Origin of the sequence: Sphingosinicella sp., from assembly GCF_041916975.1 — a bacterium.
Taxonomy (GTDB): Bacteria; Pseudomonadota; Alphaproteobacteria; order Sphingomonadales; family Sphingomonadaceae; genus Sphingosinicella.
The window spans coordinates 3,060,527-3,080,273 of sequence record NZ_JAYRYK010000001.1 but is presented as its reverse complement, the minus strand read 5'-3'; the positions used below and the strand labels follow the sequence as shown (position 1 = coordinate 3,080,273).

Here is a 19,747-nt window from a genome sequence, read left to right as displayed (position 1 = left end):
ACATTCAGCCCTAAGCGCGCGGGTGCGCGTGGCGATAAACGTCGAGCAGCCGCGCCGCATCGACCTCCGTATAGACCTGCGTCGACGACAGGCTGGCGTGGCCGAGCAGTTCCTGGATCGAACGCAGGTCCGCGCCGCGGGCGAGAAGATGCGTCGCGAAACTGTGGCGGAGCGCGTGTGGCGTCGCTGAGGGCGGCAGGCCGAGGGCAGCGCGTGCGGTGCGCATCGCGGCACGGATCATCCCCGGCGACAGCGGCCCGCCCTTGGCACCTCGGAACAACGGCGTGCCGGGCGCAGGACTGAACGGCGCAAGCGCGAGATAGGCTTCGATCGCCTCGCGCACCTTTGGCAGCACCGGCACGACGCGCGTCTTGCCGCGCTTGCCGGTGACGGTGATCGCCGCGCCGATCGGCAGCACGTCGCCGGTGAGCGACAGCGCCTCCGCGATGCGAAGCCCCGATCCATAGAGCAGCAGCAGCACCGCCGTATCGCGCGCGCCGATCCACGGCTCGCGCGCATCCTCGCCCGCGAGGTCGGCGACGCCGGTTGCGTCAGCAGGCGCGAGCGGGCGCGGCACGCGCTTCTTGAGGCGCGGCGAGGCGAGGCCCGCGATCGCCTTGCAGTCAACGCTGCGATGCTTTCTTGCCCAGCGGAAGAAACTGCGGAGCGAGGCGACTTCACGCGCGACGGAGACATTGGCGAGCCCTTCGGCGCGGCGGTGCGCGAGATAGGCGCGGAGGTCGGCAAGGCTGAGCGCGGCAAGCGCGCTGTCGGTCACGGCGGCGCCAAGGTGCCCGCCCATGAAATGCACGAAACCGTTGAGGCTCGTCTGATAGGCGCGGAGCGTGTGCGCGGAGCGGCGCTCGGCGGCTTCGAGGTGCTGGAGCCATTCCGCGACGCGGGCGTGCGCGGGCTGATTCAGCGCCGGAAGGTCTAGGGCTCGATCTGCATCCACCGCGCGATCATGCGCGAAACCACATCGCCGAGAAAGGCGAGAAGCTCGTTGCCATGATAATCGCCGAAGTTGTGCGGCGCGCGCGAGCCGAGCGCGATGATGCCGGTGGGCGCGGGCGGCGTGGGTTTGAGCGCGATCAGCGCTTCGGAACGGATAAGCTCGGCCGCCGGGCCGAACACGGGCGAGCCGTGCTTCACGCTGCGCGCCTGCCCCACGGGGAGCAGGTGACACCAGAGCTCGACCTGTTCGGGATCGATGAACTGCACGCCGCTCGCACTGGCGCGGATGCCCTGCCCGCTTGTGGTGAGCCCGAGGCCGACGGCATCGATGCGGAGGATATCCACCCAGTCCTGCGTCACGACATGGATCAGATGCTCGAAGTCCCGCGCGTCCAGCGCGGCGAGCGCGGCGGCGTGAATCTGCTGCACGGCGCCGGCGTGACCGCGCGCATACGCGAGCAGGTCGCTATTCGCCTCGCCAAGCACGGCGACACGGGTGCGCAGGCGAACCAGCGCTTCGGACTGGAAATCGAGAACAGCCATGTCCGCGACCCTATCGCGGACATGGTTAAGAGAAGCTGAGCGTTACAGGATGGACTGGCCGGTCTTTTCCCAATCGGCGAGGAAGCCGGCGATGCCCTTGTCGGTGAGAACGTGGTTGAAGAGCGCGCGGATCACCGCCGGGGGTGCCGTCATCACGTCCGCGCCGATCTTCGCCGATTCGAGCACGTGGATCGGGTGACGGATACTGGCGACGAGGATTTCGGTGGCGAAATCGTAGTTGTCGTAGATGAGGCGGATGTCGCTGATCAGCTGCATCCCGTCGAGGCCGTTGTCGTCGTGGCGGCCGACGAACGGCGAGATGAAGGTCGCGCCCGCCTTCGCCGCAAGCAGCGCCTGATTCGCCGAGAAGCAGAGCGTGACGTTCACCATCGTGCCGTCGCTGGTGAGCGCCTTGCAGGTCTTCAGCCCGTCGATGGTGAGCGGCACCTTGATCGCGATGTTGTCGGCGATTTTGCGGAGAACTTCGGCCTCCTTCATCATCGTCTCGTGATCGAGCGCGACGACTTCGGCCGAAACCGGGCCTTCCACGATGCCGCAGATCTCCGTCACGACCTCGACGAAACCGCGCCCGGACTTGTGGATCAGCGACGGGTTCGTCGTCACGCCGTCGAGAAGCCCGGTGGCGGCGAGGTCGGCGATGTCCTTGGTGTCGGCGGTGTCGACGAAGAATTTCATGGGTCGGGCTTTCGAAAGAGGCGTTTGAACAGCCCTTAGCGATTCGAATCGCGGGGCGTCCATAGCGCGGCTTTGCCTTCGCGGGCGCGTGCTTACATAAGGGCGCGATGCCCGCCCCCCGCCTCCGTGTTTTGACCCGCAATGCCGCGCTCGGCCCGCTCGATTACCGGGCGCCCGCTGAGGCCGTGCCGGTGGGGAGCGTGGTGCGCGTGCCGCTGGGGCCGCGCGAGCTGCACGGCGTGGTGTGGGAGGCCGAAAGCCTGCCGGCGGACGAGGTCGCGGACGCCAAGCTGCGGCCTATCCACGGCATCGCGCCGGTGCCGCCGATCCCGGCAAGCGTGCGGCGGCTCGTCGAGTGGGTCGCAGCCTATTACCTCGTGCCGCCCGCCGCCGTGCTGCGCATGGTGCTGTCGGTCTCCGCCGCGCTCGACGGGGCGCGCACCGTCACCGAATACCGTGTTTCCGGCATCCTCCCCGAACGCATGACGGAGAAGCGCGAGGCGGCGCTCTCCTCGCTCGGCGACGCGCAGGGGCTGGTGCGCGAGCTTGCCGAATGGTCGGGCGTGTCTGACGCGGTGATTCGCGGGCTCATCTCGGCGGGCGCCATCGAACCGGTCACGGTGTCGGTGGACCGCGCGCCACCGCTCCCCGACCCCGATTTCGGCCCGCCGGTGCTGGAGGCTGAGCAGGAGGCAGCGGCTTCGGCGCTGGTCGCGGCGGTGAAAGCGCACGACTTCGCACCTTTCCTGCTCGACGGTGTGACCGGGTCGGGCAAGACCGAGACGTATCTGGAGGCGGTCGCCGCCGCCATCGACGCGGGCGGGCAGGCGCTCGTGCTGCTGCCGGAGATTGCGCTCACCGAACCGTTCCTGCGCCGCTTCGAAGCGCGCTTCGGCTGCAAGCCGGTGCAGTGGCACAGCGACCTGCGCTCGTCGGAACGCCGCACGGCGTGGCGCGCGGCGGCGAGCGGCGCGGCGAAGGTAGTGGTGGGTGCGCGCTCGGCGCTGTTCCTCCCCTACCCCGACCTTCGCCTGATCGTGGTGGACGAGGCGCACGAGACGAGCTTCAAGCAGGAAGACGGCGTTCCCTATCACGCGCGCGACGTGGCGGTGATGCGCGCGCAGATCGAGGCGATCCCCATCGTCCTCGCCACCGCGACGCCCGCCATCGAAACGCTGGCGCAGGTCACGCGCGGCCGCTACCGCCACCTCGAACTCGCGAGCCGCTTCGGCGGTGCGCAGATGCCTGAGATCGAGGCGATCGACCTGCGCACCACCCCGCCCGAGCACGGCCGCTGGCTCGCGCCGCCGCTTGTCGAGGCGATGAAGGACAGGATCGCACGCGGCGAACAGTCGCTCCTGTTCCTCAACCGGCGCGGCTACGCCCCGCTCACGCTCTGCCGCCACTGCGGCACGCGCATCGAGTGCCCGAACTGCACGGCGTGGATGGTCGAGCACAGGCTGGTGAAACGCTTGCAATGCCACCACTGCGGCCTCGTGGAAGCCGTCCCCGAGGCCTGCCCCGAGTGCGGCGAGGAACACAGCCTCGTCGCCTGCGGCCCCGGCGTGGAGCGCATCGCCGAGGAGGTTTCCGCGCTGTTCCCGGACGCAAACGTCGCGCTCGTCACCTCGGACACGATCCACTCACCCGCGCAGGCGAAGGCGCTGGTCGACAGCGCGCTTGCCGGCGAAATCGACATTTTCATCGGCACGCAGCTCATCACCAAGGGCTACCACTTCCCCGAGCTGACGCTTGTCGGCGTCGTCGATGCCGATCTTGCGCTGAAGGGCGGCGATCTTCGCGCGGGCGAGCGCAGCTTCCAGCAGATCAGCCAGGTCGCCGGGCGCGCCGGGCGCGGCGAGAAGCCGGGGCACGTCTATATCCAGACGCACCAACCCGAAGCGCCCGTGCTCGCCGCGCTCGTCGCGGGTGACGCGCCCGGCTTCTACGCCGCTGAAACCGAAGCGCGCCGCGCCGCCGCGATGCCGCCGTTCGGGCGGCTCGCCGCGATCATCGTTTCCGGGCCGGACGAGGCAGAGGTCGCGGCGACCGCCCGCGCAATCGGTCGCGCCGCGCCCACGGGCATCGACGGCCTCACCATCCTCGGCCCCGCACCCGCGCCCCTGTCGCTGCTGCGCGGGCGTTTCCGCCACCGACTGCTCGTCCATGCCGCACGGCGGGCCGACGTGCAGGGGCTGATCGCGGAGTGGCTGGGGAGTATCGAGGTGCCCCGGAACGTGCGCGTCGCCGTGGACATCGACCCCTATAGTTTCGTTTAGAAGCTTGTAACCTTTTGGGCGGCTCATACGTATAGTCCCACGGAGGATGTGTGCATGATCCGACGTGAATTTCTTGGGCTCGGCGCAGGGTTGCTGGGCGGCGGCCTGTTGGGACGCTGGGCGCTTGCCGGCGATGAGAAGCCGGTCGGCGACTTTCCCGTCCGCTACAGCGACGCCGAGTGGAAACGCCGCCTGACCGGCGAACAATATTATATCCTGCGCGAGGCAGGCACCGAACGCCCCTTCACGAGCCCGCTGCTGAAGGAAAAGCGCAAGGGCACCTTCACCTGTGCGGGCTGCGCGCTGCCGGTCTACCGATCGGCCGACAAGTACGACAGCGGCACCGGCTGGCCGAGCTTCACGCGCGCGGTGAAAGATGCCGTGCTGACGGAGCGCGATCTCAGCATCGGCATGGTCCGCACCGAAGTGCTCTGCCGACGCTGCGGCGGGCACCTGGGGCATGTTTTCAACGATGGGCCGCCACCCACCGGCAAGCGCCACTGCATCAACGGCGACGCGCTCGATTTCGTCCCCGCCAAGACCGCATGACAGGACAGAAGATGGACAAACCAACCACCGAAACCGAATGGAAGGCGCGCCTGACATCCGAACAATATCGCGTGCTGCGCGAGGCGGGCACCGAGCGACCGTGGTCCAGCCCGCTCAACGACGAGAAGCGCGAGGGCGAGTTCGTCTGCGCGGGCTGCGGCGCCGTGCTCTACCGGTCCGCTGACAAGTTCGACAGCGGCTGCGGCTGGCCAAGCTTCACCCGCGCTGACGGCGAGATCATCGAACGCCCCGACCACAGCCACGGCATGGTCCGCACCGAACTGCTGTGCGGCAACTGCGGCGGGCACCTCGGCCATGTGTTCGACGACGGCCCCCTTCCCACGGGCAAGCGCCACTGCATCAACGGCGTTTCACTCGCGTTCGAACCCGAAAGCGAATGAAACGCGCCCTCGCCCTTGCGCTGCTTGCAGCCGCTGGATTTGCGCCCGCCGAAAGCCCAAGGCGCGCGGAGGCTGTCTTCGCGATGGGCTGTTTCTGGTCCGCCGAGGCCGCAATGGAAAAGCAGCCCGGCGTCATCGAGGCGGTGTCGGGCTTTGCAGGCGGGCACGTGAAGAACCCGTCGTACCGCAAGGTCACGGAAGGCGGCACCGGCCACCTTGAGGCTGTGCGCGTCGTCTATGATCCGGCGAAGACGAGCTACGCGAAGCTGCTCGACGCCTTCTGGCACAACATCGATCCCTTCGACCCTGCCGGCCAGTTCTGCGACAAGGGCGCCTCCTACCACACGGCCGTGTTCGCCGCGAACGCCGACCAGCGCGCGCTGGCGGAAGGCGACAAGGCGCGAATCGCGAAGCATTTCGGCAAGACCGTGACGACCGAGATTCGGGATGCCGCCCCATTCTATCCGGCAGAGGGTTATCATCAGGACTTCGCGAAGCGGAACGCACTGCGCTATCGCGCCTATCGCTCCGGCTGCGGGCAGGACCGGCGGCTCAAGGCCGTGTGGGGATAGGCTGCCCGATCAGTAGCGGACGGTTTCCTGCGCGATCGGGCACCACTTCTCGTCATACGCGCCGCGCTTGCGGGCATCCTCGCACTTGCGGCGGGCCTTGCCGATACGCTCTTCCTGCTTCCGGATCTCGCGGCCGCGCTTCTCGTCAGCCTCCGACTGGCTGGTGGTAACGGCGTCGACCCCGGCGCTCGCCGCCTTCACGGGCAGTGTCACGATGTCGACCGCCGTGCGGGCGATGCAGGCCGGAAGCAGCAGCGCAGCGAACGGCAGCATCCATCGGACGGACGCGAATCGGGTGAAGCTCACGGCGACAAACCTCCAGCGGAAGACAGGCCTGTCCTTACGCCCATGCTGATGAACAATCGCCGATCCGCAGCGCTGTCCGGCGCGCATCAGGGGCATTTCGTCGCGTGCCCGGCAGCCCGTGTTTTCCGCCTCTTGCTGCCTTGCAACAAGAAAGGGTGCGTGCTAGTCGGCCCCCGCCAGTCGTGAAGGGGGTGCATTCGCGCGCCCTTCGCTATGCGCAGGCAATTCGACATCCGGGCTTACACCGAACGAGACCCAAGAGGACGCGTGGATACAGGCGGCAATACAGGGAGCAGGGCACACGGACTTTCGGGGCGTTATGCCACCGCATTGTTCGATCTGGCCCGTGACGGCAAGGCGATCGAAGCTGTCGAGACGAGCCTCGCTGCGGTTCGCGCCGCGCTTTCCGAATCGGAAGACTTCCGCGCGCTGACGCTGTCGCCGCGCATCGGGCGCAGCGAAGCGGCGAAAGCCGTCGGCGCGGTCGCGAAGGCGCTGAAGCTCGATCCGCTGACCGCGAAATTCCTCGGTGTGCTCGCCGAAAACCGTCGCCTCGGCGCGCTCACCGCAATCATCCGCGACTATAACGGTCTCGCCGCCGCCCACCGGGGCGAGGTGACCGCCGAAGTCACGGCCGCGCAAGCGCTTACCGTGAAGCAGCAGGACGCGCTGAAGGCGAAGCTCAAGGCCGGCCTCGGCCGCGACGTGGCGCTCGACGTCTCCGTCGATCCCGCCATTCTCGGCGGCCTCGTCGTCAAGGTCGGCAGCCGCATGATCGACAGTTCAATCCGTACCAAGCTTGGCGCGATGGCGCAGGCGATGAAAGGCTAAGGCAAGATGGATATCCGCGCCGCCGAGATTTCGGCCATCATCAAGGACCAGATCGCGAACTTCGGCACCGAAGCGCAGGTCTCGGAAGTCGGCCAGGTGCTGTCGGTCGGCGACGGTATCGCGCGCGTCCACGGCCTCGACAACGTCCAGGCCGGCGAAATGGTCGAGTTCCCGGGCGGCATCAAGGGCATGGCGCTGAACCTCGAAGTCGACAACGTCGGCGTCGTGATCTTCGGCTCGGACGCCTCGATCAAGGAAGGCGACACCGTCAAGCGCACCGGCGACATCGTCGACGTGCCGGTCGGCAAGGGCCTCCTCGGCCGCGTCGTCGACGCGCTCGGCAACCCGATCGACGGCAAGGGCCCGATCGATTCGACCGAGCGCCGCCTCGTTGAAGTGAAGGCGCCGGGCATCATCCCGCGCAAGTCCGTTCACGAGCCGGTGCAGACCGGCCTCAAGGCGCTCGACGCGCTCGTCCCCGTCGGCCGCGGCCAGCGCGAGCTGATCATCGGTGACCGCCAGACCGGCAAGACCGCCGTGGCGCTCGACACGTTCATCAACCAGAAGGCCGCGAACGCCGGCACCGACGAATCGAAGAAGCTGTACTGCATCTACGTCGCCGTCGGCCAGAAGCGCTCGACCGTGGCGCAGATCGTGCGCGCGCTCGAAGAGAACGGCGCGATGGAATATTCGATCGTCGTCGCCGCGACCGCTTCGGACCCCGCCCCGCTGCAGTTCCTCGCGCCCTACACCGGCTGCGCGATGGGCGAATTCTTCCGCGACAACGGTATGCACGCCGTGATCGTGTACGATGATCTTTCCAAGCAGGCGGTCGCCTACCGCCAGATGTCGCTGCTGCTGCGCCGCCCGCCGGGCCGCGAAGCCTATCCGGGCGACGTGTTCTATCTCCACTCGCGCCTTCTGGAGCGCGCTGCGAAGCTGAACGATGCCAACGGCAACGGCTCGCTCACCGCGCTTCCGATCATCGAGACGCAGGCGGGCGACGTGTCCGCGTACATCCCGACGAACGTGATCTCGATCACCGACGGCCAGATCTTCCTTGAAACCGATCTGTTCAACGCCGGTATCCGCCCCGCCATCAACGTCGGCCTCTCGGTCAGCCGCGTCGGCTCCGCCGCGCAGACCAAGGCGATGAAGAAGGTCGCCGGCTCGATCAAGCTGGAGCTGGCGCAGTACCGCGAAATGGCGGCGTTCGCGCAGTTCGGTTCGGACCTCGACGCCTCGACGCAGCGCCTTCTCAATCGCGGCGCGCGTCTCACCGAGCTTCTGAAGCAGCCGCAGTTCTCGCCGATGCCGGTGGAAGAACAGGTCGCCTCAGTGTTCGCAGGCGTGAACGGCTATCTCGACGGTATCCCGGCGAACGCCGTGACCCGCTTCGAAGGTGCATTCCTTTCGGACCTGCGCGCCAACAACGGCGAAGTCCTGCGCAGCATCCGCGAATCGGGCGCGCTCTCCGACGAAACCACGGCCAAGCTGCACGAGATCCTCAAGGAATTCGTGCGGACCTTCGCATAAGGCCGGCACCTAGATGGCAACCCTCAAATCCCTCAAGCTTCGGATCGCCTCGGTCAAATCGACCCAGAAGATCACGAAGGCGATGAAGATGGTGGCTGCCGCCAAGCTTCGGCGCGCGCAGGAAGCCGCCGAGGCGGGCCGTCCCTACGCGAGCCGTATCGAAGCGGTCGTCGCCTCTCTCGGCGCGCGCGTGACGCCGGGTCCGCAGACCTCGAAGATGCTGACGGGCTCCGGCAAAGAGGAGACCTACCTCCTCGTCGTCTGCACCTCGGATCGCGGCCTCGCCGGTGCGTTCAACGCCAACATCGTGAAGGCCGCACGCCTTCGCGCCCAGGAACTGATCGCCGCAGGCAAAACGGTGAAGTTCTACCTCGTCGGCAAGAAGGGTGGCGCAGTTATCCGCCGCCTGTTCCCTGGCACGATCATCGCTTCCACCGAGTTCGCGGGCGTCAAGCAGATCGGCTTCGAGAATGCCGCGCCGATCGCCGACGATATCACCGCGCGCTACGAAGCGGGTGAGTTCGATGTCGCCTATCTCTACTACGCGAAGTTCCAGTCGGCGCTGGTGCAGGAGCCGACCGAGCAGCAGATCCTCCCCGTTCCGGTGCAGGCCGGCGGCGGCGAGGTGGCGGCGGGCGTCTCCGCGGCCGTTGAGTACGAGCCGGACGAGGAAGGCATTCTCGCCGACCTGTTGCCGCGCAACCTTTCGGTGCAGCTCTTCCGCGCGCTTCTCGAAAACGCCGCGTCCGAGCAGGGCAGCCGCATGACCGCGATGGACAACGCCACGCGCAACGCCGGCGACATGATCAACCGCCTGTCGATCCAGTACAACCGGCAGCGTCAGGCAGCGATCACCACCGAACTCGTCGAGATCATTTCGGGCGCCGAAGCGCTCTAGTCAGATACGAAGGCAAGGATAGAGACCCATGGCCAAGACGACCAACAACACCGGCCGCATCGCGCAGGTCATCGGCGCCGTCGTCGACGTGCAGTTCGACAGCGCGCTGCCGGCGATCCTTTCGGCGCTCGAAACCACGAACCAGGGCAAGCGCCTCGTCCTCGAGGTTGCACAGCACCTCGGCGAGAACATGGTCCGTACGATCGCCATGGACGCGACGGACGGCCTGACGCGCGGCCAGCCGGTCACCGACACGGGCGCGCAGATCAGCGTGCCGGTCGGCCCGCAGACGCTCGGTCGCATCCTCAACGTCATCGGCGAGCCGATCGACGAGCGCGGTCCGGTGAATGCGACCGCCACGGCCCCGATCCACGCCGAAGCCCCGCTCTTCGTCGACCAGTCGACCGAGACGAGCATCCTCGCGACGGGCATCAAGGTCATCGATCTCCTCGCGCCTTACGCGAAGGGCGGCAAGATCGGCCTGTTCGGCGGCGCCGGCGTCGGCAAGACCGTGCTCATTCAGGAACTGATCAACAACATCGCCAAGGGCCACGGCGGCACTTCGGTGTTCGCGGGCGTGGGTGAACGCACCCGCGAGGGCAACGACCTTTATCACGAGTTCCTCGACGCGGGCGTCATCGCCAAGGACGCCGACGGCAACCCGACGCCGGAAGGCTCCAAGGTCGCGCTCGTGTTCGGCCAGATGAACGAGCCGCCGGGAGCCCGCGCGCGCGTCGCCCTTTCGGGCCTGACGATCGCCGAATACTTCCGCGACGTCGAAGGCCAGGACGTGCTGTTCTTCGTCGACAACATCTTCCGCTTTACGCAGGCGGGTTCGGAAGTGTCGGCGCTGCTTGGCCGTATTCCTTCGGCGGTGGGCTATCAGCCGACCCTGTCGACGGACATGGGCCAGCTTCAGGAGCGCATCACCTCCACGAACAAGGGTTCGATCACCTCGGTGCAGGCCATCTACGTGCCCGCCGACGATCTTACCGACCCGGCGCCTGCCACCTCGTTCGCCCACCTCGATGCGACGACCGTGCTTTCGCGCGCGATCTCCGAGCTCGGCATCTACCCGGCCGTCGATCCGCTCGACTCGACCTCGCGCGTTCTCGAACCGCGCGTCGTCGGTCAGGAGCACTACGAGACGGCCCGCCGCGTTCAGGAAATCCTGCAGAAGTACAAGTCGCTTCAGGACATCATCGCCATTCTCGGCATGGACGAGCTCTCGGAAGAGGACAAGCTGACCGTCAGCCGCGCCCGCAAGATCCAGCGCTTCCTGTCGCAGCCGTTCCACGTCGCCGAAGTCTTCACCGGCATCCCCGGCAAGTTCGTCGCGATCGAAGACACGGTCCGCTCGTTCAAGGCGGTTGTGGACGGCGAGTACGACCACCTGCCGGAAGCCGCCTTCTACATGGTCGGCGGCATCGACGAAGCGGTCGAGAAGGCCAAGAAGATGGCGGCGGAAGCGGCCTAAATGGCGGACAATCTCCACTTCGAACTGGTGAGCCCCGAGCGGCTTCTGCGTTCCGGCGACGTCCACATGGTGGTCGTGCCGGGCACGGAAGGCGACTTCGGCGTGCTTGCGGGCCATGCGCCGTTCATGTCCACGATCCGCCCCGGCGCGATCGAAGTGTATGAAAGCGCGAGCAGCCCGGCGACACGCATCTTCATCGATGGCGGCTTCGCCGAGGTGAACGACAGCGGCCTCACCATCCTCGCCGAGAACGCGGTTCCGGTCGCGGAGATCAAAGCCGACGAGGTTTCCAAGAAGCTCTCCGACGCTCGCGACGACGTGCGCCTCGCCAAGACGGACGCCGAGCGTGCCGTCGCCGAAAAGCAGGTCGCCCGCTACGAAGCCATGCAGGCCGCTGCCGCAAACTGAGCCTTCCCCCTGCCGTGCGGGGGGACGCGCTTTCACATCCTGACGAACCGCCAGGACATGGGCTTTGTGCCGTCAGCGCCCGAGATTTCCGCATTCAGCGTCTCGCCGTCGCGCCAGTAGCGCACGCGCGTCGGGAAATCATGGTTCGGGTTCTCGAACACGATTTCACGGTCTCCCGCCCTCACCTGCCGGAACGGCACGGCCGCGCCGCCTCCCGGCGCACCCCAGAACACCGGGACGCCATCCTCGCCCGGCGCAATGCGCATGAATTCGAAGCTCTGCACGCCTGCCGCATCCCCCGTGCGGCCTGAGCCCATCAGTTGCCCCGCGCGCGGCACGGTCCAGCATTCCTCGGTCCAGCGCTCCTGCTGCGTCTGCTGCCAGCACCCGCTCATCCACGAAAGATCGGCCGCCGCCGCGGGCGCGGAAACGAGCGCGGCGGCAGCGATCAGGACAAGGCGCATCTGCGTTCCTCCCCTCTCGAACGCCGCAGCATAGCATGAAACCCGATCAGGCGCGCGATCGATAGGGCGCCCAGCTTCCATCGGGCTGCGCGAGCCGGTTGGAGACGATGCGCAGCACGTCCGCGTTCCACGCAAGCCCGATGTGTGTGCCGCCCACCCTCAGCGTTTCCCACGTCGGGCCGTTGCCGATGTCGGCACTCGCGGGCGCCACGATGCCGTCGAATGGCGTCAGGATCGCCGTAACCGGCACAGGGGGCAGCTCCATGAGATTGGTTTCGATCGGCGGTGCGTCCACCGTGTGGTCGTTGAGCCGCTCGTAAAGCCGCCACGCGTTGTTTGCGTGCAGATCGCGCGTGGCGGGCGTTCCCAGCGTTACGATCAGGCGCACGCGGTCCGGAATGCGCTTCGCGATCTCGCGCGCGTAAAGCCCGCCGAGGCTCCAGCCGACGAGGCTCACCTTGCGCTTCTGCCCCGCGTGCACGGACTTCACATAATGCACCATCTGCGCGAGCAGACCGGGCTTGAGACCAAGGTTGGTGCCGAAGCGCCACCCGGCATTCCAATAGCCGAGCGCGCCGAGACGGCGCCGCAGCGGCCATGTCAGTGCATCACCCGCCAGGAAGCCCGGAAATACGATCACGGGATGACCATCGCCCTTCGGCAGGCCATGCGTGCGGCTTTTCATGACGAACCGGCAGAGTTCGGGCACGGCCTTCACCTCGAGCGCGAAGCGCCCGAGCGGCGGCGGCACGAGGCCGGACGGCGGCGTCAGCGCACGTTCGCGTCGATCCACGCCTTCACCTCCGGGCCTATATCGTCGCGTTCGAGCGCAAGTGCGATGTTTGCCGTCACGTAACCGGCCTTGTCGCCGCAATCGTAGCGTGTGCCTTCGAACGGCAGCGCATGGAAGGGCGACCCGCCGATCAGCTCCGCCATCGCGTCGGTAAGCTGAATCTCGTCTCCGGCGCCGCGCTTGCGTGCCTCGAGCTTGTCCATGATGGCCGGTTCCAGGATGTAGCGGCCGATCGCCGCCATCGTGGAGGGCGCATCGGCGGGCTTCGGCTTTTCAACGAGGCCGCGCACCTCAGTGAGCGCGCCGCGCTGCGCGCCGGGCGAAACAATGCCGTAGCGGTGCGTGTGCGCGCGCGGCACATCGAGCACGCCGATCAGATTGCCGCCGACTTCGGCATGTGCCTCGATCATCGCCTTCAGGCAGGGCCGCGCCGGGTTCCACAGCAACTCGTCGGGGAGCAGCACCGCGAACGGGTTATCGCCAATGAGATGCCGCGCACACCAGACGGCGTGGCCAAGTCCGAGCGGCTCGCGCTGCCGTACATAGGCGATGGTGCCCGCCGCGAACCGTGTGCCGTCGAGCTGCGCCAGCACCTCGCTCTTGCCGCGCTCGCCGAGCGTCGTTTCGAGTTCGTAGTGGCGATCGAAATGGTCCTCGATGGCATTCTTGCCGCGACCGGTGACGAAGATCATCTGCTCGATCCCCGCGGCAACCGCCTCGTCGACCGCGTACTGGATCAACGGCCGATCGACGACGGGCAACATCTCCTTGGGCATCGCCTTCGTCGCAGGAAGGAACCGCGTGCCGAGGCCGCCCACGGGGAACACCGCTGTCCGAACCTTGCGCATCCGCTTTCGCTCTCCCGTCCTAGAACCGCTTGAGAAGTCTGAGGTAATAGCCCCGTTCCTCTTCCGAACGCGAGGGGTCGCTTGCGCGTTCTTCGAGAATCTTTCGTATCTGCTGGATGCGCCGCACATCGGCCTGATCGGGCAGCTTGACCGCGCCCTGCCCGAACCCCGTACCGGGGCGCCCGAGCGGATCGAGCCCGGAGCCCGCCGCGCCCGGCTGCATCGCCCCCGCCCCTGCAGCCTGCGCCATCTGCTGCGCCGCCGCTTCCGCCGCGTTCGCCGCCTGCCGGAGCAGATCGAGCGCGCGCGTCTGCGCCCGGATCGCGCCGCCCGCATCCCCGGCGCCGAGCGCGCGCGCCGCTTCCGCCATCGCCTTCGCGGCGGCACCGAGCGGCTGTGGGGCCGGCATTCCCGCGGCGCCGAACCGCTTCACCAGCGCCTTCGTATCCGATCCGAGCGTGCGCTGCGGCGGAGCATTCTCACGCAGGCCGCTATCGTTTCCGAATGAGGCCTCGATCATGTCGGCAATCGTCGCATCGCGGAGCACGCCCTGCCGCGCCTCGATCGCGCGCAGTGCCTGCGCTGCCTCCGCGGCGGCAGCGGCGCGGGCCTGGGCTTCGGGATCGGGCGCGGCATTGCCGAAGCGGATCGTCTCCATCAGCTGACGAAGGTTAGCGAGCGCCTCCGCCGCACCCGCCTTGTCGCCCGCCGCCAGCCGGTCGCGCAGGTCCGCGAACATCTGGTCGAGGAAGCCGAGATCGACCGACACCCCGGAACCTCCTGCCGATGAGGGCGGCTGCGCGCCACCTTCCGCGAGCGCGGCGGCGATCTGACGGCTGAGATACTCGCTCATCGCGGCTTCCAGCCGGTCCGCCATCGCGGCCAGCGACGCATCGTCGCCAGCACCGATGCCTCGCGCCAGGTCTTCCATCGCGCGGCGCATCGCATCCATCGCCTGCGTCGCCCCGCCGTCTTCGAGATCGGTCGCGATATCCCAGAGCAGCGCCGCGATGCTGTCCCGCGCATCCTTGCGCGGATCGTGCACCAGCCGCCACGTCGCGGCGCGCAGCCCGGCGAACACGCCGAGATCATCCTGAAAGGCCGGATGATCGGCCGCCAGCCCCGACAGGCGGCGCGCCACGATGCTCCGCTTCGCGCCCGCGAGCAGATCGGCACGAACGGCAACGATCGCCTGCGCGAGCGGATTGGCGAAGCGGCGCTGCGGCAGCGTGATGCGGATGGGCGGCGACACACCTTCCTGCCCGGCACCGTCGGTGGCGACGAGCATCAGCTCGACAGTCGATCCGGCGAACGGGTGCGGCGTGAGATCGGCGAAAACGCTGCCCCGCCCCGGCGGCACGCGCGTTTCGAGATCGACGTCGCGCACCGCCTTGCCGCGCCGGACGCGCAGCGACAGCGCGGAGACACCGTGATCGTCGCGCAGGCGGAAGCCGAGCCGAAGCGCGCCGGTGGGCGTGATGGCGGGATCGCCATCGAAACGGATCGCGGGCCTGAGATCGGCGGCGAGCGAAAGATCGAGCGCCGCGATCCGGCGAGCCCCCTGCTGAACGCTGTATTCGCCCGCGCGCGCGAGCGGAAAGGATACACGCCCGCCTTCCGCCGCCGCATCGATACCGGGTCCGGCCACATGCCAGCCGCCTTCAAGGCCTTCGACGCGGATCGTGACCCGGCTTGCGGCAAGCCCGTCGAGCGCGGCATCCGCACCGCCCTTCAGATCGATGCGCCGCGGCGGTGCGCCAACATAGGCGGGCGGCTCCAGCGTCACCGCGACACGCACGCCTTCCAGCGTCGTCGGCCACGGCGAGAAGGCGGCCGCGAGTCGCTGCGGCGCGTCCGCCTTCGCAGTCATCAGGCCAAGGAACAATGCTGTGCCGATGAGCGGCCAGAGGCCGTAACGGGTTTCCAGCGTCGGCTGCCATTCGAGACGGCCGAGGCGTGGACGCAGCTTCTGTGCATCGGCAAGCGCACGGTCCCAGAGCGCAGCCCCGAAGTCATCCGGGTTGCTGACGGGCACGTCGGCGACAAGCGCAAGCGCCCCCCGGCTGAGCCCGCCGCCCCGTTCCAGCCGTGCCCGGCGCGCGGCGGCGCTGGGAATGCCGATGCGCCATGCCGCGCGGATCAACAAGGCGGCACTTCCGACGATGAGGAGCGCGAGCAGCGCGACGCGCAGGACCCCCGGCAACGCCTGCGTGAGCCCGAGCAGCGCGGCTGCGATCCATAGCAGCCACAGCGTCAGCGTGAGGCCAAGCTCGCGCGGCAGCGCGCGCTCGGCCGCAAGAACGATCCCCGAAAGGGCGAGCGGCACGCGCATCGCGGCAAGAAAGGCTTGCTGCGGTGCGGGCGCGGTCATCGCGCTACCCCACCCAGTTCGGCACGCGGTCCTGCGCGATCAGATCCTCGATCGTGCTGCGCGGCCGCACCAGCGCCCACTTGTCGCCCTTCACCAGCACCTCGGGCGTCAGCAGGCGGGAATTGTAGGTCGAAGCCATCGCCGCACCATAAGCGCCCGCGGTGCGGAATACGACCAGATCGCCGGCCTCCACCGCGGGAATCTCACGCCCTTCCGCAAACGTGTCTCCGGTTTCGCACACTGGGCCGACGACGGTTGCGGTCATCCGCGCTTCCGTCTGCATCACCGAATCGATGTCGTGCCATGCGTCGTAGAGGCTGGGTCGCAGCAGATCGTTCATCGCCGCGTCGATGATCACGAAGTCGGTCGTCGCGCCCGTCTTCACGCGGATGACGCGCGAGACGAGCACGCCCGCGTTACCGACGATCACGCGCCCCGGCTCGAAGGTAAGGCGTACGTCCCACCCGGCGGTGACGCGCGCGACCATTGCGCCGTAGGCCTCCGGCAGCGGCGGTCCGGGCGTGTGCGCCGAATAGGGCACGCCGAGCCCACCGCCGAGATCGGCGCGGCTGACTGTGAAGCCCGCTGCACGCAGCTCCGCGATAATGTTGCCGACGCGGGTGAACGCCTTCTCCAGCGGGGCAAGGTCGGTGAGCTGGCTGCCGATGTGGAGCGCCACGCCCACCGGTTCGATGCCGGGTAGCGCCGCTGCCAGCGCAAACGCCTCCTGCGCGGTATCGATGGGAATGCCGAACTTGTTCTCGGCCTTGCCCGTCGAGATCTTGGCGTGCGTGCCCGCATCGACATCGGGATTCACGCGAAACACGACCGGCACGGTCCGGCCCATTCGCGCCGCGACCTCGGACAGCATCTCCGCTTCGGGCAGCGATTCGAGATTGATCTGATAGACGCCGGCCTCAACAGCAGCTTCCATCTCATCCGCCGTCTTGCCGACGCCGGAGAAGACGATGCGCTCCGCCGGAACGCCCGCCGCAAGCGCGCGCTTCATCTCGCCGAGCGACACGACATCCGCCCCCGCGCCGATCCGCGCGAGCGTTGCGATCACCGCCTGGTTCGAATTCGCCTTCACCGCATAGGCGACGAGCGGCGGGGCATTGCCCGCGCCCGCCACCGCATCGCGGAACACGGTGAAGTGCCGCTCGATCGTCGCCGACGAGTAGCAATAGAAGGGCGTGCCGACGGCCTCCGCGAGCGCGGCCACGTCGACATCCTCGGCCATCAGGCGGCCGTTCCTGTGCTCGAAATGGTCCATCAGCGCCCCGGCGGCAGATCGAATTCGTCATCGCGGCGCTCTTCGGAGCGGCGGACGGGATCGTCGACACGCTCGGGCGCGGCCTGCGCCGGCGGTTCGAGCATCTGTTCGGTGGTGAGCGGTTCCTTGACTCCGGGCGGTGGCGCGGGCGGGCCGCCCTCGGGCCACGCGAGCGGCCCCTTGGCGCCGCACGCGGCAAGCAGAAGCAGCAGAGGCAACGCGGCCTTCATTGTCCGGCCTCCCGCGCGGCGGCAACGGCCGCGCGCACGTTCGCGGGCGATGTACCGCCGAAGCTCGTGCGACTCGCGACCGAGGCATCCACAGTGAGCACGCCGAAAACGCGATCATCGATGCGCGCATCGATACCGCGCAGCGTATCGAGCGGCAGCGCCGCAAGGTCTGAGCCCGCGGCCTCCGCCGCCGCGACGCAGCGCCCGGTGATGTGGTGCGCCTCGCGGAACGGCACGCCGCCCTCACGCACCAGCCAATCGGCAAGATCGGTCGCGGTCGAGAAACCCGTGCCCGCCGCCGCGCGCATCCGGGCGGTGTCGAACGTGATCGTCTCCACCATGCCGGTCATCGCGGCGAGGCACAGCGCAAGCGTGTCGAAGGCCTCGAACACCGGCGCCTTGTCATCCTGCATGTCCTTCGAATAGGCGAGCGGCAGCCCCTTCATGATGACGGCGAGACGCTGGTACGCGCCGAGGAACAGGCCCGCCTTCGCACGCACGAGTTCGGCAGCATCGGGGTTGCGCTTCTGCGGCATGATCGACGAACCGGTCGAGAACGCGTCGGGCAGCTTCACGAAGCCGTAGGGCTGGCTCGCCCAGATGATGATCTCCTCGGCGAGCCGCGAGAGATGCAGCCCCGCCATCGCCGCCGCCGACAGGAATTCGAGCGCGAAATCGCGGTCCGAAACCGCATCGAGGCTGTTCGCCATCGGCCGGTCGAAGCCGAGCGCCTTCGCGGTCGCATGGCGATCGATCGGGAACGACGTGCCCGCGAGCGCCGCCGCGCCGAGCGGCGATTCGTTGAGCCGCACCCGCGCATCGGCGAAGCGGCCACGGTCGCGCCGCGTCATCTCGCAATACGCCATCAGGTGATGGCCGAGCGTGACCGGCTGCGCGGTCTGCAAATGCGTAAAGCCGGGCATCACGTCCGCCGCGTGCTGCTCCGCCCGCGTGAGCAGCGCCTTCTGGAAACCGCCGAGCCCCGCGTCGATCGCATCGATCGCATCGCGCACCCACAGGCGGAAATCGGTCGCCACCTGATCGTTGCGCGAGCGCGCCGTATGGAGCCGCCCGGCGGGCTCGCCGATGATCTCCTTCAGCCGCGCCTCGACATGCATGTGAATGTCTTCGAGCGCGGCGTTCTCCACGAGACCGCCCGCGGCATACTCGGCCTCGATCGCATCGAGTCCGCGCGCGATTTCGGCGGCATCGCCCTTGGAAAGAATACCCGCCGATGCCAGCATCGCGGCGTGCGCGCGGCTGCCCGCGATGTCCTGACGCCACAGGCGCTTGTCGACGCCGATAGAGACATTAATGTCACGCATGACAGCAGACGGCCCTTCGGCGAAGCGGCCGCCCCACATGTCATTGGAGCTTGCAATGCGGTCTGTAATGTTCGCGATCCTCGTTCTCATGCCGCTTTCCGCCTGCGGCAAGGCCAAGGAGGCCGATAAAGCAGACGCGCTCGCCTCGCAAGAAAGCGCGGCCCCGGCAGCGAAGAAAGCCGCGGGCGTCGTGGACGTGTCGCAGGCCGGCACGCCAGCGCCCACGCAAGCCTTCGCGCGCGAAGACGGCAGCAAGGTGACGCTCGCCGATTTCCGCGGCAAACCGGTGCTTGTGAACCTTTGGGCAACGTGGTGCGCGCCGTGCATCGCCGAAATGCCCGCGCTCGACGGACTTGCGAAGGCGAAGGCCGGCGAAATGGCAGTGATCGGCATCAGCCAGGATCTGCAGGGCTGGGGGAAGGTGAAGCCGTTCCTTGCGAAGGCGAAGCTTCAGAACATGACCATCCTGCTCGACGAGGAAGGTGCGCTCGCCACCACGCTCGGCGCGCCGGGGCTGCCCTTCACCGTGCTCTACGATGCGGAGGGCAAGGAAATCTGGCGCGTCAACGGCCCGCGCGAGTGGGATCAGCCCGGCGGCTTCCCCGAAACCGCCGCGCCGGGCCCCACCGTGCATTTCCATGCCGTCGGGCAGGAACCGGGCTGGACGATGGACATCGCCACCGGCCGCGACGTGGAGGTGATCGCCGACTACGGATCGAAGACCGCGACGTTCAAGGCGCCCGCTCGCCTCGCGCTCGAAGGCACGAGCAGCTTCTCCGCTGCGCAGGGCAAGTCGTCGCTCGCCGTTTCGATCGTGAAGACGCGGTGTGAAGACGCGATGAGCGGCAAGCCCTACGCCTACGCCGTCACCATGACGCTGGACGGCAAACGCTACGAAGGCTGCGGCGAAACGCTTTAGGGCGGATCGACATTCAGAAGATGGCGTGCCGAAAATGGTGGATTTTCGAGACCCGGAGCGCAGCGTACTAAAGG

At 67.9% G+C, this 19,747-nt stretch carries 21 protein-coding genes; 10 read left to right on the top strand and 11 right to left on the bottom strand.

The genetic code is table 11. The annotated features are described in order from the left end of the window. Positions 1-10: 10 nt before the first annotated feature. From ACE3TJ_RS14645 to fsa, 3 genes are read right to left on the bottom strand one after another with little or no spacing between them, the layout of a single operon-like run. Positions 11-922 (bottom strand): tyrosine recombinase XerC, encoded by a 912-nt coding sequence (locus ACE3TJ_RS14645; protein WP_374599421.1) that lies wholly within the window; start codon positions 920-922, stop codon positions 11-13. A gap of 11 nt (positions 923-933) precedes the next feature. Continuing rightward, positions 934-1,497: a DUF484 family protein gene (locus tag ACE3TJ_RS14640; RefSeq protein WP_374597392.1), complete on the bottom strand. Its 564-nt coding sequence runs from the start codon at positions 1,495-1,497 to the stop codon at positions 934-936. A gap of 42 nt (positions 1,498-1,539) precedes the next feature. Then, on the bottom strand, positions 1,540-2,193 hold the full coding sequence (gene fsa / locus ACE3TJ_RS14635) for a fructose-6-phosphate aldolase (RefSeq protein ID WP_374597390.1): 654 nt from the start codon (positions 2,191-2,193) through the stop codon (positions 1,540-1,542). 107 nt (positions 2,194-2,300) lie between these two features. Between fsa and ACE3TJ_RS14630 the strand changes: the two genes are divergently transcribed. From ACE3TJ_RS14630 to msrA, 4 genes are read left to right on the top strand one after another with little or no spacing between them, the layout of a single operon-like run. Beyond that, on the top strand, positions 2,301-4,472 hold the full coding sequence (locus ACE3TJ_RS14630) for a primosomal protein N' (RefSeq protein WP_374597388.1): 2,172 nt from the start codon (positions 2,301-2,303) through the stop codon (positions 4,470-4,472). 54 nt (positions 4,473-4,526) lie between these two features. Continuing rightward, complete coding sequence (gene msrB / locus ACE3TJ_RS14625) at positions 4,527-5,021, top strand: peptide-methionine (R)-S-oxide reductase MsrB (RefSeq protein WP_374597386.1); 495 nt, start codon at positions 4,527-4,529, stop codon at positions 5,019-5,021. An 11-nt stretch (positions 5,022-5,032) separates the two neighbouring features. Continuing rightward, positions 5,033-5,422 (top strand): peptide-methionine (R)-S-oxide reductase MsrB, encoded by a 390-nt coding sequence (msrB, locus tag ACE3TJ_RS14620; protein ID WP_374597384.1) that lies wholly within the window; start codon positions 5,033-5,035, stop codon positions 5,420-5,422. Beyond that, positions 5,419-5,994: a peptide-methionine (S)-S-oxide reductase MsrA gene (msrA, locus tag ACE3TJ_RS14615; RefSeq protein ID WP_374597382.1), complete on the top strand. Its 576-nt coding sequence runs from the start codon at positions 5,419-5,421 to the stop codon at positions 5,992-5,994. The genes msrB (ACE3TJ_RS14620) and msrA overlap by 4 nt, the downstream gene beginning before the upstream one ends. A gap of 9 nt (positions 5,995-6,003) precedes the next feature. On the opposite strand, the gene ACE3TJ_RS14610 is transcribed toward msrA, so the two are convergent. After that, on the bottom strand, positions 6,004-6,300 hold the full coding sequence (locus tag ACE3TJ_RS14610) for a hypothetical protein (protein ID WP_374597380.1): 297 nt from the start codon (positions 6,298-6,300) through the stop codon (positions 6,004-6,006). A gap of 213 nt (positions 6,301-6,513) precedes the next feature. On the opposite strand from ACE3TJ_RS14610, the gene ACE3TJ_RS14605 reads away from it, so the two are divergent. The 5 genes from ACE3TJ_RS14605 to ACE3TJ_RS14585 are packed head-to-tail and all read left to right on the top strand — an operon-like array spanning position 6,514 to position 11,450. Next, complete coding sequence (locus ACE3TJ_RS14605) at positions 6,514-7,131, top strand: F0F1 ATP synthase subunit delta (protein WP_374597378.1); 618 nt, start codon at positions 6,514-6,516, stop codon at positions 7,129-7,131. 6 nt (positions 7,132-7,137) lie between these two features. Further along, positions 7,138-8,667 (top strand): F0F1 ATP synthase subunit alpha, encoded by a 1,530-nt coding sequence (atpA, locus tag ACE3TJ_RS14600; protein ID WP_374597376.1) that lies wholly within the window; start codon positions 7,138-7,140, stop codon positions 8,665-8,667. Positions 8,668-8,680: 13 nt separating this feature from the next. Further along, positions 8,681-9,565 carry a F0F1 ATP synthase subunit gamma gene (locus ACE3TJ_RS14595; RefSeq protein WP_374597375.1) on the top strand — a complete coding sequence of 295 codons (885 nt, stop codon included), beginning with the start codon at positions 8,681-8,683 and terminating at the stop codon, positions 9,563-9,565. A 28-nt stretch (positions 9,566-9,593) separates the two neighbouring features. Next, entirely contained in the window at positions 9,594-11,042 is a 1,449-nt protein-coding gene (gene atpD / locus ACE3TJ_RS14590) for a F0F1 ATP synthase subunit beta (RefSeq protein WP_374597373.1), read from the top strand. Then, positions 11,043-11,450 (top strand): F0F1 ATP synthase subunit epsilon, encoded by a 408-nt coding sequence (locus ACE3TJ_RS14585; protein WP_374597370.1) that lies wholly within the window; start codon positions 11,043-11,045, stop codon positions 11,448-11,450. It begins immediately after the preceding gene. Positions 11,451-11,482: 32 nt separating this feature from the next. On the opposite strand, the gene ACE3TJ_RS14580 is transcribed toward ACE3TJ_RS14585, so the two are convergent. From ACE3TJ_RS14580 to argH, 7 genes are read right to left on the bottom strand one after another with little or no spacing between them, the layout of a single operon-like run. Further along, complete coding sequence (locus ACE3TJ_RS14580) at positions 11,483-11,914, bottom strand: DUF6265 family protein (RefSeq protein ID WP_374597368.1); 432 nt, start codon at positions 11,912-11,914, stop codon at positions 11,483-11,485. Between the two features lie 46 nt (positions 11,915-11,960). Beyond that, a complete protein-coding gene (locus tag ACE3TJ_RS14575; RefSeq protein ID WP_374597366.1) occupies positions 11,961-12,707 on the bottom strand; it encodes an esterase/lipase family protein in 747 nt (248 codons plus the stop codon). Then, positions 12,683-13,555 carry a UTP--glucose-1-phosphate uridylyltransferase GalU gene (galU, locus tag ACE3TJ_RS14570; RefSeq protein ID WP_374597364.1) on the bottom strand — a complete coding sequence of 291 codons (873 nt, stop codon included), beginning with the start codon at positions 13,553-13,555 and terminating at the stop codon, positions 12,683-12,685. Before galU ends, ACE3TJ_RS14575 begins: the two co-directional genes overlap by 25 nt. Positions 13,556-13,574: 19 nt before the next feature. Continuing rightward, positions 13,575-15,926 (bottom strand): DUF4175 family protein, encoded by a 2,352-nt coding sequence (locus ACE3TJ_RS14565; RefSeq protein WP_374597362.1) that lies wholly within the window; start codon positions 15,924-15,926, stop codon positions 13,575-13,577. A gap of 4 nt (positions 15,927-15,930) precedes the next feature. Further along, a complete protein-coding gene (gene lysA, locus ACE3TJ_RS14560) occupies positions 15,931-17,199 on the bottom strand; it encodes a diaminopimelate decarboxylase (RefSeq protein ID WP_374597360.1) in 1,269 nt (422 codons plus the stop codon). After that, positions 17,199-17,429 carry a hypothetical protein gene (locus ACE3TJ_RS14555; RefSeq protein WP_374597358.1) on the bottom strand — a complete coding sequence of 77 codons (231 nt, stop codon included), beginning with the start codon at positions 17,427-17,429 and terminating at the stop codon, positions 17,199-17,201. The genes lysA and ACE3TJ_RS14555 overlap by 1 nt, the downstream gene beginning before the upstream one ends. Beyond that, positions 17,426-18,793 (bottom strand): argininosuccinate lyase, encoded by a 1,368-nt coding sequence (gene argH / locus ACE3TJ_RS14550; RefSeq protein ID WP_374599419.1) that lies wholly within the window; start codon positions 18,791-18,793, stop codon positions 17,426-17,428. Before argH ends, ACE3TJ_RS14555 begins: the two co-directional genes overlap by 4 nt. Before the next feature lie 16 nt (positions 18,794-18,809). On the opposite strand from argH, the gene ACE3TJ_RS14545 reads away from it, so the two are divergent. Then, complete coding sequence (locus tag ACE3TJ_RS14545) at positions 18,810-19,673, top strand: TlpA family protein disulfide reductase (RefSeq protein ID WP_374597356.1); 864 nt, start codon at positions 18,810-18,812, stop codon at positions 19,671-19,673. Positions 19,674-19,747 lie beyond the last annotated feature (74 nt).

What these genes read in the sequence shown, in the direction of transcription:
- ACE3TJ_RS14640 (WP_374597392.1), bottom strand. Translation starts at nt 1,497, where the DNA reads ATGGCTGTTCTCGATTTCCAGTCCGAAGCGCTGGTTCGCCTGCGCACC.
- fsa (WP_374597390.1), bottom strand. Translation starts at nt 2,193, where the DNA reads ATGAAATTCTTCGTCGACACCGCCGACACCAAGGACATCGCCGACCTC.
- ACE3TJ_RS14630 (WP_374597388.1), top strand. Translation starts at nt 2,301, where the DNA reads ATGCCCGCCCCCCGCCTCCGTGTTTTGACCCGCAATGCCGCGCTCGGC.
- msrB (WP_374597386.1), top strand. Translation starts at nt 4,527, where the DNA reads ATGATCCGACGTGAATTTCTTGGGCTCGGCGCAGGGTTGCTGGGCGGC.
- msrB (WP_374597384.1), top strand. Translation starts at nt 5,033, where the DNA reads ATGGACAAACCAACCACCGAAACCGAATGGAAGGCGCGCCTGACATCC.
- msrA (WP_374597382.1), top strand. Translation starts at nt 5,419, where the DNA reads ATGAAACGCGCCCTCGCCCTTGCGCTGCTTGCAGCCGCTGGATTTGCG.
- ACE3TJ_RS14605 (WP_374597378.1), top strand. Translation starts at nt 6,514, where the DNA reads ATGCGCAGGCAATTCGACATCCGGGCTTACACCGAACGAGACCCAAGA.
- atpA (WP_374597376.1), top strand. Translation starts at nt 7,138, where the DNA reads ATGGATATCCGCGCCGCCGAGATTTCGGCCATCATCAAGGACCAGATC.
- ACE3TJ_RS14595 (WP_374597375.1), top strand. Translation starts at nt 8,681, where the DNA reads ATGGCAACCCTCAAATCCCTCAAGCTTCGGATCGCCTCGGTCAAATCG.
- atpD (WP_374597373.1), top strand. Translation starts at nt 9,594, where the DNA reads ATGGCCAAGACGACCAACAACACCGGCCGCATCGCGCAGGTCATCGGC.
- ACE3TJ_RS14585 (WP_374597370.1), top strand. Translation starts at nt 11,043, where the DNA reads ATGGCGGACAATCTCCACTTCGAACTGGTGAGCCCCGAGCGGCTTCTG.
- ACE3TJ_RS14580 (WP_374597368.1), bottom strand. Translation starts at nt 11,914, where the DNA reads ATGCGCCTTGTCCTGATCGCTGCCGCCGCGCTCGTTTCCGCGCCCGCG.
- galU (WP_374597364.1), bottom strand. Translation starts at nt 13,555, where the DNA reads ATGCGCAAGGTTCGGACAGCGGTGTTCCCCGTGGGCGGCCTCGGCACG.
- ACE3TJ_RS14565 (WP_374597362.1), bottom strand. Translation starts at nt 15,926, where the DNA reads ATGACCGCGCCCGCACCGCAGCAAGCCTTTCTTGCCGCGATGCGCGTG.
- lysA (WP_374597360.1), bottom strand. Translation starts at nt 17,199, where the DNA reads ATGGACCATTTCGAGCACAGGAACGGCCGCCTGATGGCCGAGGATGTC.
- ACE3TJ_RS14555 (WP_374597358.1), bottom strand. Translation starts at nt 17,429, where the DNA reads ATGAAGGCCGCGTTGCCTCTGCTGCTTCTGCTTGCCGCGTGCGGCGCC.
- argH (WP_374599419.1), bottom strand. Translation starts at nt 18,793, where the DNA reads ATGTGGGGCGGCCGCTTCGCCGAAGGGCCGTCTGCTGTCATGCGTGAC.
- ACE3TJ_RS14545 (WP_374597356.1), top strand. Translation starts at nt 18,810, where the DNA reads ATGCGGTCTGTAATGTTCGCGATCCTCGTTCTCATGCCGCTTTCCGCC.